The organism is Acidobacteriota bacterium, from assembly GCA_016184105.1.
GTDB lineage: Bacteria > Acidobacteriota > Vicinamibacteria > Vicinamibacterales > 2-12-FULL-66-21 > JACPDI01.
Genome location: JACPDI010000042.1, coordinates 1 through 15,945, shown reverse-complemented (window position 1 = coordinate 15,945; position 15,945 = coordinate 1). Strand labels below are relative to the sequence as shown.

The following is a 15,945-nucleotide window of genomic DNA, read 5'->3' as shown; positions in this document are numbered from 1 at the left end:
CTGCTCAAGATTGGCGCGGTACGCGAAGGGATCTTGCGCAAGTCGTTCGTGCGCAACGGTGAGTACCTCGATCAAATTCTCTGGAGCATCATCCGGGAGGATTGGATGCAGGCGCACTCTAAGGCGGTTTGGGGTTCAGCGATTCACTGAAAATCACTGAGACTCGCGGTTCTCCAAATCTGCAAAGGACATGTCGTGACTGATTGGCGTTGGAAATGGGCGTGGCTTACGGCGATGCTGGCGCTGGTGCTCGCCTGGGGTGTACCGGCCGAGGCCGGAGCCCGCGGCAAGCGGGACGAGGCGCTGGACGCGCGCGTGAAGGCGGCGTCACAGGCTGAATACCGCGTCATCGTCGAGACCGTCGACCATTCGGCCCTCACGGGGGACAAGGCGCTCAAGCTCGCGGGCGGCAAGAAGCTGCGCCGGCTGGTGTCGTTCCCCGGCGAGGTCGCCGTGGTCACACCGGGGCAGCTCAGAAAGCTCGAGCAGGACCCCCTGGTGAAGGCTGTTTATCTGGATCGCGGGACGACCAGCCTCGCCGATCGCACCGGGACGACGACGGGCGCGACCTACGCGCGCGCGTCGCTCGGGCTCACCGGCCGCGGCATCGGCGTGGCGGTGATCGACTCGGGCATTACGGGCTGGCACGATGACCTCACCGAACGCGGCGTGGGGCAGCGCGTGTCGGCGTTCGTGGATTTGGTCGGCGGTCAGACCGCGGCCTACGACGATTACGGTCACGGCACTCATGTCGCCGGCATCATCGCCGGCAACGGCTACGATTCGTACGGCCGCTATGCCGGCGTGGCCCCCGGCACGAACCTCGTCGCGCTCAAGGTGCTCAACGGCCAGGGGGGCGGCTTCATGAGCGACGTGATCGCCGCCATCGACTGGACGATCGCGAACCGCCAGCAGTACAGCCTTCGCGTGATCAACCTGTCGGTCGGCGCGCCGGTCACCTCGTCATTCAAGACCGACCCGCTCGCGCACGCGGCGCGCCGCGCGGTGGAAGCCGGCCTCGTCGTCGTGACCGCCGCCGGCAACCGCGGCAGGAACGGCAGCGGGCAGATCCAGTACGGCGGGATCACGGCGCCCGGCAACTCGCCCTACGTCATCACCATCGGCAACCTGAACACGCAGGGTACCGTGCGCCGGTGGGACGACGTCGTGGCGGCGTCGAGCTCGCGCGGGCCGACGGCGTTCGACTACCTGGCGAAGCCGGACCTCGTGGCGCCGGGCACCGGGATCGTGTCGCTGAACGCGGCCGGCAGCACGCTGTCGGCGCAGCACCCCGAGGCGCTGGTCAACGGCAGCCGCGGCGTCGCTCCCGCGTACCTTTCCTTGTCTGGCAGCAGCATGGCGGCCCCTGTCGTGGCCGGCACCGTGGCCCTGATGCTCGAGGCGAACCCCTCCCTGACGCCGAATCTCGTCAAAGCCATCCTTCAATACACGTCCGAATGGCGTACCGGGGTTCATCCTCTAGCGCAAGGCGCCGGGCTGCTGAACTCGTTTGGCGCAATCACGCTCGCGCGCAAATTCGCCAACCCGACGGCGACGACGCCGAACGCGTCCATGTGGAGCCGCCACCTGATCTGGGGCAACTACATGGTCGCCGGCGGCGAACTCGATCCGGCGGCGAACGCCTGGGCCCTGAACATCGTGTGGGGCACGCTCTCGGCGGATGGCGACAACATCGTCTGGGGCACGCTGTCGGACGGCGGCGACAACATCGTCTGGGGCACGCTGTCAGCCGACGGCGACAACATCGTCTGGGGCACGCTCGCCATCGACGGCGACAACATCGTGTGGGGCACCGACTGCGGCGGCAACGACTGCCGCAATGTCGTGTGGGGCTCCGTCTCCGAAGGAGACAACATCGTTTGGGGGACCATCGATACGGGAGACAACATCGTCTGGGGGACGATGGTGGACGGTGACAACATCGTGTGGGGCACGGCCGAGGACGGTGACAACATCGTCTGGGGCACGGCTGCAGATGGTGACAACATCGTTTGGGGGACGAGCGGCGACGGCGACAACATCGTGTGGGGGACCGGCGACGCGCTCGTGATGTCGGAGACATCTCCGGAGGAGACCGCAGGGGACATGTTCGACGACCTTTTTGTCGCGCCACTTCCCGTCGTGACTGACGGCACCATTGGAGGGATCCTCTGATGGACAAGACGCCGTATCGCGACGTGGACGTGCTTCTCGACGTCGAAGCCGCGATGGCGAATGCCACGCAGGCGACGACCACCGACTGGCGGCATGCGCTGCCGGTTCTCGCGGGCGAGAAGGTGACGTTGCGGGAGCTGCGGCTCTCGGACGCTCCTTCGCTGCTCGCGATGCTTTCAACCGAGGAAGTGGCGCGGTTCATCTCGCCGCCTCCTACGACCGTCGAAGGCTTCGAGCGGTTCATCGCGTGGACGCACCGGGAGCGGGCGGCGGGCACGTACGCCTGCTTCGCCGTGGTGCCGCACGGCATGGACACGGCCATCGGGATCTTCCAGGTCCGCCAGCTCGAGCCCGGCTTCGCGACGGGCGAATGGGGCTTTGCCATCGGCTCCCCCTTCTGGGCCACGGGCGTGTTCGCGGACGGCGCCGCGCTGGTCGTCGAGTTTGCCTTCGACGTCCTGCACGCGCACCGGCTCGAGGCGCGCGCGGCCGTGCAGAACGGACGCGGCAACGGCGCCCTGCGGAAGATCGGCGCGCTGCAGGAAGGCATCCTGCGCAAGTCGTTCCTCCGCCACGGCGAATACCTCGACCAGATCCTCTGGACGATTCTCGACGAGGACTGGAGCCGGGGCCGCGCCGGCGCCCCGGCATCGGCCGAACGGGTTCACTGAGACACACTCCCTCCTGCACAGCGCCCCGGCGGCACATGTCCGCCGGGGCGTTTGTTTTTTCAGGCGCGGTTCGGTACGCTCGGGGCATGACCTTTTCCGGTGTGTTCCCCCCGGCGGTCACCCCCTTCAAGGACGGCGAGGTGGACCTGGCCGCGGCGCGGCGGAACGCGCGCGAGTACATGAAGACCGCGCTTCGCGGGGTCCTCGCCCTCGGCACCAACGGGGAAGCGGCCTATCTCGAGGGGGACGAGCCAGAGCGGTTGATCGCCGCGTTGCGCGAGGAAGTGCCGCGAGGTCGCCTGCTTCTCGCGGGTGCGGGGCGCGACTCCACGCGGGCCACGATTGCGGCCGTGCGGCAGGCGGCGGCCGCGGGTGCCGACGCCGTGCTGGTGCGCCCCCCGATGGCGTTCAAGTCGCAGATGACCGCCGGCGCGCTCGTCCGCCACTACTCGGCGGTCGCCGACGCGTCGACGGTGCCGGTGCTCCTCTACAACTTCCCCGCCGCATTCGGCGCCGAGCTGACGGTCGAGGCCATCCACGAGCTGTCCGAGCACCGCAACATCGCGGGGATCAAGGAATCCGGGCTCGAAGTCCTGAAGATCGCCGACGACGTGGCGCAGTGTCGAGCGGGCTTTGCCGTGCTGTGCGGCGCCGCGCCCGTGTTTTATCCGTCGCTCGCCGTGGGCGCCGCCGGCGGGATTCTCGCGGTCGCCTGCCTCATCCCCGACCTCTGCGTGCGTCTGTTCGAGCTGGCGCGCGACGGCCGGCACGATGAGGCGCGCGAGCTTCAAGCGCGTCTCACGCCGCTCGCCCGCACGGTGACGACGGTGTACGGCGTGCCCGGGCTGAAGGCGGCGATGGATCTCGCCGGGATGGCCGGCGGGGAGCCGCGCGCGCCGCTCGCACCGGCTTCCGCCGAGGCGGTGGCCACAATCAGGACGCAGCTCGCCGAACTGGGCGTGGCTGCGACAACGCCATGATCACTGTTCCCGAACGGCTGTTGCTGGGTCCCGGCCCGAGCCCCGTGCCGCGGCGGGTGCTCGACGCGATGTCGGCGCCCGTCCTGAGCCATCTCGATCCGGTCACGATGGCGATCCTCGACGACACGCGCGCGCGTCTCGCGCGGGCGTTCCGCGCGCCGGATCGCGCGCTCTCGCTGCTCATCTCCGGGACCGGGACATCCGGGATGGAGACGTGCGTCGCCAACCTGACCGCGCCGGGCACGCGCGCGGTCGCGGTGGTGAACGGCTATTTCGGCGACCGCCTCGCGCGGATGCTGGAGCGCTACGGCGCGCACGTGGACCGCGTGGAAGGGGAGTGGGGACGCGCGATCGATCCCGCCGACGTGCGCGCCGTTCTCGCGCGCACGAAGGCGGATCTTGTGACCATCGTGCACGCCGAGACGTCCACGGGCGTCCGGAATCCCGTGCAGGAGGTCGCCGCGCTGGCGCGCGAGCACGACGCGCTCGTCATCGTGGACGCGGTCACGTCGCTTGGGGCCGTGCCGCTCGACGTCGCGCGCTGGCAGATCGACGCCTGCTACAGCTGCAGCCAGAAAGGCCTGGGAGCGCCATCGGGGATGGCGCCGGTCACCTTCAGCCCCCGCGCGCTCGAGCGGCGCGTCGAGGCGCGCAGCTTCTATCTCGACCTGCGGCTGCTCGAGGACTACTGGCTGCACCGCAAGTACCACCACACGCTGTGCTCGTCGCTCCTCATCGCCGTCAACGAGGCGCTCCAGGTTGTCGAGGAAGAAGGGCTGGAGGCGCGCTGGCGCCGCCACGAGCGGTGCCATGGCGCGCTGGCGTCGGGCCTGTCGGCCATCGGGCTCGCGCTGCTCCCGTCCGAGCAGGACCGGCTCTGGAATCTGAACGCGATCCGGGTGCCCGCCTCCCTCGAAGGCTCCGCGGAAGCGGCGGTGCGCCAGCATCTGCTGAACGAATCGGGCATCGAGATCGGCGCCGGCCTCGGTCCGCTCGCGGGAAAGATCTGGCGGGTCGGCATCATGGGCGCGGGCGCGACGCCCGAGATCGTCGCGCGCTTCCTCGCCGCGTTCGAGCGCGCGCTTGCCGCGGCCGGCTACAAGCTCGACGCTGGCGCGTCCGTCGAGGCGGCATCCCGGCTGTTGTAACTGCGTCCGGCATCGCCGTTGCAGCCGGACACCCCAGGTGGACCGTATGCAGACACAACTCTCCGCGTTCGCGTGCGCGCTGTCGCTGTCGGCGGGCCTTGCCGCCGGGACCGGCTGCGCCACCAATCCTGCGACGGGCAAGAAGGAATTCTCGCTCATGAGCGAGGAGCAGGAGATCGCGACGGGCAGGCAGCTCGACGCCGAAGTCCAGCGCCAGATGGGGCCGTACAACGACGCCGAGCTGCAGCGCTACGTCAGCGACCTCGGCATGCGCCTCGCGCGCGTGTCGCCGCGCCCGAACCTCCCGTGGAAATTCACCGTCGTCAACCAGCCGGCCGTCAATGCGTTCGCCCTGCCGGGCGGATTCATCTACATCACGCGCGGAATCCTGCCGTTCCTCGACGACGAGGCGGAGCTCGCGGGCGTGCTCGGCCATGAGATCGCGCACGTCACCGCTCGCCACTCCGCGCAGCAGTACACCAAGGCGACGAGCGCCGGCATCGGCGTCACGCTGCTCAGCATTTTCGTGCCCGAGGCGCGGCCGTTCCAGGGGCTGACCGAGACGGCGCTCGGCGCGCTGTTCCTCAAGTACGGGCGCGACGCGGAGAACCAGGCCGACGAGTTCGGCGCGCAATACTCCGCGAAGGCCGGATGGGATCCCCGCGGCGTCGCGGGGATGCTGACGACGCTGGCGAGGCTGGATGAGGCGAGCGGCAGCCGCAAGGGGGTGCCGAACTGGCTGTCCACGCACCCGGCGCCCGCCGACCGCGTCGAGCACGTCCAGCAGATCGTGCAGAAGATCGGCGCGAGCCCGACGGCGGGCTCCGGCGAGCGCGACCGCGCCGGGTTTCTGCGCCGCGTGGACGGCGTGATCTACGGCGACAGCCCCGAGGAAGGGATTGTCCGCGGCAACGAGTTCCTGCACGCCGACCTGCGATTCGCCCTGACGTTCCCCCGCGGCTGGGACGTGCAGAACTCACCGCAGCAGGTGGTTGCCAAGGCGCCGGATGCGGACGCGTACGTGCTCCTGCAGCTCGTGGCGCAGCCCCAAGGGTCGATCGAGCAGATCGCGGTCCGCGGGATGCAGAACGCCGGCTTTCGGGCGGTTGACGGGAACCGCACACAGGTGAACGGGCTCGACGCGTTCGTCGGGACGTACCAGGGGAACATGCAGGGGCTCGGCAGCTCGCTCGTGCGCGCCGCGCATGTGGTCCACGAGAAGCGCGTGTACCTGGTGGCCGGCATTGCGCCGCGCCAGCTGTTTCCGCGCGCGGAGGACGACTTGAATCGTGCCGTCGGATCGTTCCGCCCGCTGTCGCGGCAGGAGGCCGCCGGCATCCAGCCGAATCGCGTGGACCTGTACACCGTGCGCGAGGGGGACACGTGGCCGTCGATCGCGTCGCGCGCCTCGAGCGGGACCATCAAACCGTCCACGCTCGCGATCATGAACCATTACGAGCCCGGCCAGGCGCCGCCTCCGGGCGCCCGGATCAAGATCGTCGTGGCGGGCTGATCGGTATAATCCGCGAATGCGGCGCGTGGGCCGGGCACTCCTCGCGATCCCGGCCATCTCCTTTGCCATCCTCGTCTACGTCTGGATCACGCTGCCCGACGTGCGGCCGCTGCGCGAGCGGAATCCTCAGACGACCGCGTTCATCGAGTTGCGCGCGCGCGAGGCGCGCGCGCGGGGGGAGACTCCCAGGCGCGTGCAGCGGTGGGTCTCGTACAACCGCATCGCGGACTCGCTGAAGCGGGCGGTGCTCGTCGCGGAAGACGCGCTGTTCTGGCAGCACGAGGGGGTGGACCTCGAGCAGATGCAGAAGTCGTTCGAGATCAACCTCGCGCAGGGCAAGATCGCGCGCGGCGGCAGCACGATCACCCAGCAGCTCGCGAAGAACCTGTACCTGTCGCCGTCGAGAAACCCGGTGCGCAAACTGCGCGAGCTCATGATCGCGCGCCGCCTCGAAGCGGAGCTGAGCAAGCGCCGCATTCTCGAGTTGTATTTGAACGTGATCGAGTGGGGCGATGGCGTGTACGGCGCCGAGGCCGCGGCGCGCACCTACTTCCGAAAGGCGGCCGCCTGGCTGTCGCCGCCGGAGGCGGCGCTGCTGGCCGGCGCGATTATCAACCCGCGCACCTTCAGCCCCGCGCGTCCCAATGGACGGCTGCGGGCGCGGCAGCGTCTGATCCTCAGACGCATGCGGTACTTCGAACCGCCGCCGCCCGCTCCTGGGGAGCCAGCGCCGCCCGCCGTACCGATCGAGCCGCTGCCTGTGGCGCCCGGTGAGGCGCTGCCGGTCGAGCCCCCGCCGCTTCCGCCGGTGAAGCCGATCCCGGAGAAGCCGATCCCGTGAAAAAAGCGTGAAAAACCGAGCTCTTCCAGCGAAAGACCGCCCTGTACACCTTGACACCAGGGCGCCGGGATCCGTATAGTCGCATCGTTCCCCTTCGACTCCGCACAACTTCAGGAGACACCGCGACGTGCCACGGGTGTGTGCGCGTGCGGCGTTCGTCGATGCTCAACTACACTGAGCAGCTCTGGCGGCTCATGAACGACATCGTGTCGTGTGTGCCGAAGCTTTCATTCATCGATCCGCAGGAGATCTTCGTCTTCGGCCGCTTCGGCCGTCGCGGCGCCGACGGCGCGTTCGCGACGTGCCACAGCCTGAACCTCCCCAACAGCGAACCCGGCTATTACTTCTGGCGCGACCGCGCCACCGGCTCGCTGACGCGCCGCTCGGAGTGGTTCGTCACGAAAACCCCCGAGCTGCGGATCGAGGGGCAGCGGATCAAGTACATGATCTCGTTCGTCCTGCCGCGCTTCTGCGAGCAGGCGCTGCCGAAATCGCGCAAGGCGGGGTTCTACGCACCAGGGGCCGAGCCGTGGATCGCCAAGCTCGACACCGTCATCCACGAGCTGTACCACATCGATCCCGAAGATGCGGGGCTGCGCAAGTTCATCGCCGCCGACGGGACCCGCCTCGAGAAGTCACACGGCCCGGATTTCTACCCGCAGGTCGCGGAGATGGTGCGGTCTTACCTGGCAAGCGCGCCGGACCCGGCGCGGTACGAGTTCCTCAAGTACGATTTCGCCGGGCTCCGCGCGCGGTACGGGACGGTGGTCTGCACGACGTTCCGCAACTTCCCGTCGTTCCCACAGCGGTATGTCGAGCCGCTGCCCGAGCAGCCGCTCGCGCTCGAGCCCAACGTGGCCGGCGTGCCGGTGGAGCCGATTCGGCGCAAGGCGCAGCCGCCGCTCTACACGGAGCGCGACATCGCGTTCCGCGAGTTCACCGGCGACGGCACGCGAAGGCTGTCTGCCTGAAGGGCACGTCAAGGACGCTCCACCCTCCTCGCCCCCTGGAAGCGCTCGCGCCAGTACGGCGCGCTGAGGCTCTCCACGCGGACCGCGCCGCGCTCGCTCGGCGCGTGGATGAAGCGCCCGTCGCCGAGCGCGATGGCCACGTGCGACGGTTTCCCTCCCGAGATTCTGAAGAAGAGCAGATCGCCGGCGGCGGCCGTGCCCGAATCAATCCCGGTTGTCGCCGCGAACTGCTGCGTGACCGTGCGCGGCAGCGCGATCGCAAACTGCGCGAAGACGAACTGCACGAGGCCGCTGCAGTCGAACCGGTCCGGCCCGGCGCCTCCCGCCGCGTACGGCCGTCCCTGCAGCGCGAGCGCGGAGTTCACGACCGCCGCGCCCAGCGCAGGTTCGGCCGCTGTCTCTTCGCCTTCGGTCCTGGCCGCGTCAGGGATCCGGGGGAACGGTTCCGGCCGTGCCGAGTGGCTCGCGCAGGCGGCGGAGAACGCCGTCACGAGAATGACACCGGCAACCGCGACGCGCGGGTCCATCATCAATATTCTCGTCCGGTTGCGCTGTAAACTCTAGAGTCAGGGCCGGTTACAGTCCTGCACGGTTGACACCCCGGCCGCGCATCCGTCACAATGACTCAGCCATGGAGCAGACGCTCCTTCTGAACGCGACGTTCGAGCCTCTGAAGGTCGTTCACTGGCAGAAGGCCGTCACCCTCTGGTGCCAGGGGAAGGTGGAGATCGTTTCGGTCTACGACCGGGAGATCCATTCCGTCTCCTTCACCTTCAAGCTCCCGTCCGTCATCCGGCTGCTCCGGTTCGTTCACATCAAGCGGCGCGTGGATTACGTGCCCTTTTCGCGCGCGAACATCTACGCGCGCGACGATTACAGCTGCCAGTATTGCGGCGAGGTGTTTCCCACGAGCGACCTGACGTTCGACCACGTCGTGCCGGTCGCGCACGGCGGCCGCAAGGACTGGGAGAACATCGTCACCTGCTGCGTCACCTGCAATCGCCGGAAGGGAGGGCGCACGCCCGAACAGGCCGGCATGCGGCTCATCCGGCATCCGCGGCGGCCCGAGAAGGCGCCGGCCCTTCGCATCACGATCGGGCTCCGGAACGCGCCGGAAAGCTGGCGCGATTACATCTACTGGAACGTCTCGCTGGACGACACATAATAGGCGGGTTTGCCACCGGTTCCCTCGATGACCGCGCTCTCGCCGGTCTGGGCCGTTGAGGGAGGACGTGTCGCGATTTTCGGCGACCGCCTCCTCTCGAGCCCGGACTCGGTACCTGCCGTGCGTGTCGGCGAGATCGATGCCCGCGTCGTGCGCGCATCCGCTTCGCAAATCGACATCCTGATCCCGGGTGGCGTCGAGGGACGGCAGCCGGTGCGCCTCGCGGACGTGCCCGGGGCCGCCGCCTTCGTGGAGATCGGCGCGCCGATCGCCACGGGCGTGCATCTGGTGGACAACCCGGTGTTCGATCGCCGCGGCGCGCTGTACGCGACCTTCAGCGGCACGCGCTCGCAACGGTCCGCGGTGACCATCTACCGCCTGCCGGCCGATCGCGCCCGCGAGCCACTCGTCAGCGCGATCGCGCATCCCACCTCGCTCGCCGTCGGGCCCGACGGCGCGCTTTACGCGACGGATCGATTCGAGAGCGCGCTGTACCGCGTCGACATGGATGGTCATGTCGAGACGGTCGCGACCGACCTCGGCGCGCCGTGCGGCATCGCGTTCGCCCCCGATGGCGCGCTGTACATCGGGGATCGATCGGGGCCGATCCTGCGGCTCGACTCGAGCGGCGTGCGGACGACTGTGGCGACGCTGCCCGCATCCGTCGCCGCGTTCCATCTGGCGTGGGGGCCGGACGATCATCTCTACGCCGCCGCGCCGACGCTCGGCACCTCCGACCGCGTCTACCGCGTCTCGCCGGACGGCGAGGTCGAGCCGCTGCCGCCTTCCTTCGGGCGGCCGCAGGGCATCGCATTCGACCGCCACGGGCGCTTGTACGTTTCCGAGGCGCTCGCCGGCGCCAGCGGCGTCTACCGGGTGTCGCTCGCCGACTATGCGGTCGAGAAAGTCGTCGCGGCGCCCGGCGTGATCGGCCTGGCGTTCGATCCCTCCGGCGGCCTCGTCGTCGCGTCGAGCGGCGTGCTGCATCGCCTCGCCGTCGCGGTGTGATCCGTTCGACCGTTGGCGATGACGGCGACCTCTTTCGGCCTGTGTCCTTGATATAGACTCTTCCGTCATATGTCCCAATTGTTCCGGAGACAGGCGATCGCCGATCTCCTCCAGGACAGCGATGCCACGGGGCTCAAGCGCGCGCTCGGGGCTGGAGATCTGATCATGCTGGCGATCGGCGCGGTGATTGGCGCCGGCATTTTCTCGTCGATCGGCACCGCGGCCGCCGGAGAGACGCTGCCGAACGGCGCCATCGTACGCTACGGCGCCGGCCCGGCACTCGTCTTCTCATTCATTCTGCTGGGCGGCGTGTGCGGCCTCGCGGCGCTGTGCTACGCGGAGCTCGCCGCGATGATCCCGCGGGCCGGAAGCGCCTACACGTACTCCTACGCGACGCTGGGGGAGCTGGTGGCCTGGATCATCGGCTGGGACCTGATCCTCGAATACGCCGTCGGCAACATCGCGGTCGCGATCGCCTGGAGCGGGTACTTCACGTCGCTGCTCTCAGGCTTCGGCGTCGCACTGCCCGATTACCTGACGCACGGGTACCGGACGGCGCTCCTCAGCTCTGACCCGGCGGTGCACGGGCTGCTTCAGGCCGCGCCGCGCCTGGCGGGGATCCCCGTCCTGCTGAACGTGCCGGCCGCGGTCATCGTGCTCGCGATCACATGGCTCCTGTACATCGGCGTGCGCGAGAGCGCGCGCGCGAACAACATCATGGTGGTCGTCAAGCTGCTGGTGCTCGGCTTTTTCGTCGCGCTCGGCAGCCTGCACATCGACCCGGCGAATTATCGGCCCTTCGCCCCCAACGGGTGGGCGGGCATCCACCAGGGGGCCGCGATCGTCTTTTTTGCCTATATCGGCTTCGATGCCATTTCCACTGCGGCTGAAGAGACCCGCAACCCGCAGCGGAACATGCCGATCGGCATCCTCGGGGGACTCGCCATCTGCACGCTGATTTACGTCGTGGTCGGCGTCGTGGCCACCGGCCTCGTGCCGTACCAGCAGCTGAGGGCGGCCGACCCGCTGGCCAGGGCGCTCGACGTGGCCGGTCTGCCGATGGCCAGCTGGATCGTCGCCTTCGGCGCGGCGATCTCGCTCACCGCGGTGCTGCTCGTGTTCCAGTACGGGCAGCCGCGGATTTTCATGGCGATGGCGCGCGACGGGCTGCTCCCCGCCTGGGCATCGAAGATTCATCCCAAGTACCGGACGCCCCACGTGACGACGGTCGTCACCGGCCTGCTCGTGGCGCTCGGCGCCCTCGTGATGGACGAGAACGAGATCTACGACCTCACGAACATCGGGACGCTCTCCGCGTTCGCGATCGTCTGCACCGGCGTGCTCGTGCTGCGCTACACGGAGCCGGATCGTCCCCGTCCGTTCCGGGTACCGTTTGTCTGGCCGGTGGCGATCGCGGGGGCCGCCGCCTGCGTGTACACGATGTCGGGCCTGCCCGTGCGCGCGTGGGAGCGTTTCGGGATCTGGCTCGCCGTCGGGCTCATCTTTTACGTGTCGTACGGATACACGAACAGCAAGCTCAGGCAGCGATAAGGGGGACAGTCACACTTTCGGCGGCGGCCGCCGCCGAAAGTGTGACTGTCCCCCTTATCGCTGCCGAACGGCCGAACCTGCTAGAATACTTGTTTCACCGCTCCCCGAAATCTCCTGCTGATGGGCCACGACTGGATTGCCGTACGCGGCGCTCGCGTCCACAACCTCAAGAACATCGACGTCGATCTGCCGCGCAACCGGCTGGTCGTCCTGACCGGGCTCTCCGGGTCGGGCAAGTCGTCGCTCGCCTTCGACACGATCTACGCCGAGGGGCAGCGCCGCTACGTCGAGTCGCTGTCGGCGTACGCGCGGCAGTTCCTCGAGCAGATGGAGAAGCCGGACGTCGACCTCATCGACGGCCTGTCGCCGGCGATTGCCATCGAGCAGAAGACCACCGGCTCCAACCCGCGGTCCACCGTCGGCACCGTCACCGAGATCTACGATTACCTGCGGCTCCTCTTCGCCAACATCGGCGTGCCGCACTGCCCGAACTGCGGCCGCGAGATCGCGTCGCAGTCGCTCGAGCGCATCGTGGACATGGTGATGCTGAACCCGCCCGAGGAGCGCATCAACGTGCTCGCGCCGATCGTGCGAGGCCGCAAGGGGGAGTTCAAGAAGGAGCTCACCGCGCTCGGGGCCCGCGGCTTCACCCGCGTGCGCGTCGATGGTGAGCTCAAGTCGCTGGACGAGGACATCAAGCTCGATCGGCGGCGCAACCACACGATCGAGGTCGTCGTCGATCGGCTGGTGCTCAAGGGCGGGATCGAGAAGCGGCTCGCCGACTCGGTCGACATCGCGCTCAACCTCGCCGACGATGTGGTGATCATCAATACGTGGAGGGGCGGCGATCGGCTGTTTTCGCGCCGCCTGGCGTGCACCGCGTGCGGCATCAGCATGCCGGAGATGACGCCGCGCGCCTTCTCGTTCAACTCGCCGCACGGCGCGTGCGTCGAGTGCCAGGGGCTCGGCTCGATCTACGACTTCGATCCCGGCCGCCTCGTGCCCGACGAGAGCCTCACGTTGATGGACGGCGCCATCGCGCCCTGGGCGAAGGGGGACCGGAAGCTGGTGCGCGAGGCCCTGACCGCCCTCGCGAGAAACTTCGGGATCGACCCGACTGTCCCCTTCGCCAGGCTGCCGAAGAAGCAGCGTGACGTGCTCTTCTACGGCCCGGGCCACGGCCGCCGCACCAATGGAGACGAGAAGTCCGCCGCGCGGCGGCGCGCGAAGCTCGACCCGTTCGGCGCGGGATTCGAGGGGCTCGTGCCGAACCTGCGGCGGAGGTACGAAGAGGGGACTTGGGCCGACCAGGAGGCCCTCGAGCCCTACCGCGCCCTGCGCCCGTGCCCCGACTGCGAGGGACGGCGGCTGAAAGCGTCCAGCCGATCCGTGCGCCTCAAGGGGCGCACGATGGCGGAGTACGTGGACCTGCCGGTGTCCGACGCGCTGAACGTCTTCAACGAGCTGGAGCTGACCGGGCGCGAGACGCTGATTGCCGGCCGCATCCTGCGCGAGATCCGGGATCGCCTTCGTTTCCTCAACGACGTGGGCGTCGGCTACCTGACGCTCGGCCGGAGCGCAGCGACGCTGTCGGGAGGCGAAGGGCAGCGCATCCGCCTTGCCACGCAGATTGGATCGACGCTCACCGGCGTCCTCTACGTGCTCGACGAGCCCTCGATCGGCCTGCACCAGCGCGACAACCGGAAGCTCCTCGCCGCGCTGTCGCGGCTGCGCGACCTCGGCAACACCGTGATTGTTGTCGAGCACGACGAGGAAACGATCCGCACGGCCGACTACGTGGTCGACCTTGGTCCAGGAGCCGGCGAGCACGGGGGGCAGGTGATCTTTCAGGGCACGCCGCGCGAGCTGATCGCGAAGGCGGCCGACTCGGTGACGGGCATGTACCTGCGCGGCGAGCGCACGATCGAAATGCCCGCGTCGCGCCGGAAGCCGGAGCGCGGTGAGGTCGTGATCCGCGGCGCGCGCGCGAATAACCTGAAGAACCTGGACGTCGGCATTCCCCTCGGGCTGTTTGTGGCGATCACCGGCGTGAGCGGCAGCGGCAAGTCCACACTGGTGAACGAGATTCTGTACCGCGCCCTGGCCAGGACGCTCTACCGCGCGGCCGACGAGCCGGGCGCGCACGCCGCGATCGAGGGCATCGAGCTCATCGACAAGGTGATCCAGATCGATCAGTCCCCCATCGGGCGCACGCCGCGATCGAACCCGGCCACCTACACCGGGCTGTTTACCTTCATCCGCGAGCTGTTCGCGTGGCTGCCCGAATCCAAGGCGCGCGGATTCAGGCCCGGGCGGTTCTCGTTCAACGTGAAGGGGGGACGCTGCGAGGCCTGCCAGGGAGACGGCGTCATCGCAATCGAAATGCACTTCCTGCCCAACGTCTACGTCACCTGCGAAGAGTGCAAGGGGCGGCGCTACAACCGCGAGACGCTCGACATCAAGTACCGCGGCAAGTCGATCGCCGACGTGCTCGACCTGACCGTGGACCAGGCGCTGCCGCTGCTCGAGAACTTCCCGGCGATCGCAACCAAGCTGCGCACGCTGCAGGACGTCGGGTTGGGGTACATCGAGCTGGGGCAGTCGGCAACCACCCTGAGCGGCGGAGAGGCGCAGCGCGTGAAGCTCTCGAAGGAGCTGTCGCGGCGCGGCACGGGGCGGACGCTCTACATCCTTGACGAGCCGACCACCGGGCTGCACTTCGACGACACGAAGAAACTCCTCGATGTGCTGAACAAGCTCGTCGACCAGGGCAACACGATCGTCGTCATCGAGCACAACCTCGACGTGATCAAATCGGCGGACTGGATCGTCGATCTGGGTCCCGAGGGAGGCGGGAGCGGCGGCCGGGTGATCGCACAGGGAACGCCGGAGCAGGTCGCCCGCGCCCGCGACTCGGCGACAGGCGTCTTTCTTTCGAATCTGTTTGATACGGGACCTTCAAAAGCCGCTGTGGTACAATAGCCACACTCTTGCGGGCGTGGGGTGTGGCTGCTCAGCCACAAATCCGTGATTCCGTCGCCGTTGCCGAACGTGATTTTTTCCGATAGACACCCACGCCATCAACAACTTACAGGCCCGCACGGGAAACAGCTCATCCTGGCAGTTGCTTTGCTCACTGGGCTACCGCTCTCCCCTTCTCCGTCGAGACCCTGATGAGCGCTCAGCGCACCCTCCGTCGATCGATTTCGTGTGCCGGGATCGGCCTGCACTCCGGCAACAAAGTGACCCTTTCCCTGAAGCCGGCGCCGGCTGATTACGGGATCCGTTTCGTGCGCACCGACCTGGCCGGGCTGGAAATTCCGGCGACCGTCACGCACCTGGGCGGCATCGCGTACGCGACCGCGTTGGCGCGGGAGACCGGCTCGGTCGAGACGGTCGAGCACCTTCTTGCCGCGCTGTCCACGCTCGGTGTGGACAACGTGCGCATTGAGCTTGACTATCCCGAAGTGCCGATCATGGATGGCAGCGCCGCGCCGTTCGTGTACCTCGTGCACGAGGCGGGGGTGAAGCGGTTGCCCGCGCCGCGCCGGTACCTGAAGGTGATCCGGCCGATCGCGCTCTCGCAGGGCGACAAGCACATCGCGCTGTATCCGTCCGATCACTTCAAGGTGACCTACAGCATCAGCTTCGATCATCCACTCCTGCGCCACCAGTCCCGCACGCTTCGCATCAACGAGGAGACGTTCGTCGAGGAGATCGCGCCGGCGCGCACGTTCGGGTTCCTCAAGGAAGTCGAGACGCTGCGCCAGAAGGGGCTCGCCCTTGGCGGCTCGCTCGACAATGCGGTCGTACTCGGCGAGACCAGCGTCCTCAACAACGCGCTCCGGTTCGAGGACGAGTTCGTCCGGCACAAGATCCTCGACGTGATCGGCGATCTGGCGCTCGTGGGCCATCCGCTGGT

The 15,945-nt window shown here is 68.3% G+C and carries 13 protein-coding genes; 12 read left to right on the top strand and 1 reads right to left on the bottom strand.

Going from position 1 to position 15,945, the window contains the following annotated elements; genetic code table 11:
- Positions 1-195: 195 nt before the first annotated feature.
- From HYU53_15500 to HYU53_15470, 7 genes are all read left to right on the top strand, one after another.
- A complete protein-coding gene (locus HYU53_15500) occupies positions 196-2,175 on the top strand; it encodes a S8 family peptidase (protein ID MBI2222600.1) in 1,980 nt (659 codons plus the stop codon).
- A complete protein-coding gene (locus HYU53_15495) occupies positions 2,175-2,846 on the top strand; it encodes a GNAT family N-acetyltransferase (protein MBI2222599.1) in 672 nt (223 codons plus the stop codon). The genes HYU53_15500 and HYU53_15495 overlap by 1 nt, the downstream gene beginning before the upstream one ends.
- Positions 2,847-2,932: 86 nt before the next feature.
- On the top strand, positions 2,933-3,826 hold the full coding sequence (locus HYU53_15490) for a dihydrodipicolinate synthase family protein (protein MBI2222598.1): 894 nt from the start codon (positions 2,933-2,935) through the stop codon (positions 3,824-3,826).
- Positions 3,823-4,974, top strand: coding sequence for an alanine--glyoxylate aminotransferase family protein (locus tag HYU53_15485; GenBank protein MBI2222597.1), 1,152 nt, complete (start codon positions 3,823-3,825; stop codon positions 4,972-4,974). Before HYU53_15490 ends, HYU53_15485 begins: the two co-directional genes overlap by 4 nt.
- Positions 4,975-5,020: 46 nt before the next feature.
- Positions 5,021-6,487 carry a M48 family metalloprotease gene (locus HYU53_15480; GenBank protein MBI2222596.1) on the top strand — a complete coding sequence of 489 codons (1,467 nt, stop codon included), beginning with the start codon at positions 5,021-5,023 and terminating at the stop codon, positions 6,485-6,487.
- 16 nt (positions 6,488-6,503) lie between these two features.
- Positions 6,504-7,328: a monofunctional biosynthetic peptidoglycan transglycosylase gene (gene mtgA / locus HYU53_15475; GenBank protein MBI2222595.1), complete on the top strand. Its 825-nt coding sequence runs from the start codon at positions 6,504-6,506 to the stop codon at positions 7,326-7,328.
- A gap of 161 nt (positions 7,329-7,489) precedes the next feature.
- Positions 7,490-8,299 carry a hypothetical protein gene (locus HYU53_15470; GenBank protein ID MBI2222594.1) on the top strand — a complete coding sequence of 270 codons (810 nt, stop codon included), beginning with the start codon at positions 7,490-7,492 and terminating at the stop codon, positions 8,297-8,299.
- A gap of 8 nt (positions 8,300-8,307) precedes the next feature.
- Here the strand turns inward: HYU53_15470 and HYU53_15465 are convergent, their stop codons facing one another.
- Positions 8,308-8,829 carry a C40 family peptidase gene (locus tag HYU53_15465; GenBank protein ID MBI2222593.1) on the bottom strand — a complete coding sequence of 174 codons (522 nt, stop codon included), beginning with the start codon at positions 8,827-8,829 and terminating at the stop codon, positions 8,308-8,310.
- Positions 8,830-8,930: 101 nt separating this feature from the next.
- Between HYU53_15465 and HYU53_15460 the strand changes: the two genes are divergently transcribed.
- From HYU53_15460 to HYU53_15440, 5 genes are all read left to right on the top strand, one after another.
- Entirely contained in the window at positions 8,931-9,464 is a 534-nt protein-coding gene (locus HYU53_15460; protein MBI2222592.1) for an HNH endonuclease, read from the top strand.
- Positions 9,465-9,473: 9 nt separating this feature from the next.
- Positions 9,474-10,472 (top strand): hypothetical protein, encoded by a 999-nt coding sequence (locus HYU53_15455; protein ID MBI2222591.1) that lies wholly within the window; start codon positions 9,474-9,476, stop codon positions 10,470-10,472.
- A 69-nt stretch (positions 10,473-10,541) separates the two neighbouring features.
- Entirely contained in the window at positions 10,542-12,023 is a 1,482-nt protein-coding gene (locus tag HYU53_15450) for an amino acid permease (GenBank protein MBI2222590.1), read from the top strand.
- Positions 12,024-12,143: 120 nt separating this feature from the next.
- The gene (gene uvrA / locus HYU53_15445; GenBank protein MBI2222589.1) at positions 12,144-15,005 is read left to right on the top strand and encodes an excinuclease ABC subunit UvrA; all 2,862 of its coding nucleotides are present in this window, start codon (positions 12,144-12,146) and stop codon (positions 15,003-15,005) included.
- Positions 15,006-15,196: 191 nt separating this feature from the next.
- The coding region (locus tag HYU53_15440; protein MBI2222588.1) for a UDP-3-O-acyl-N-acetylglucosamine deacetylase at positions 15,197-15,945 on the top strand (749 nt) is incomplete at its 3' end.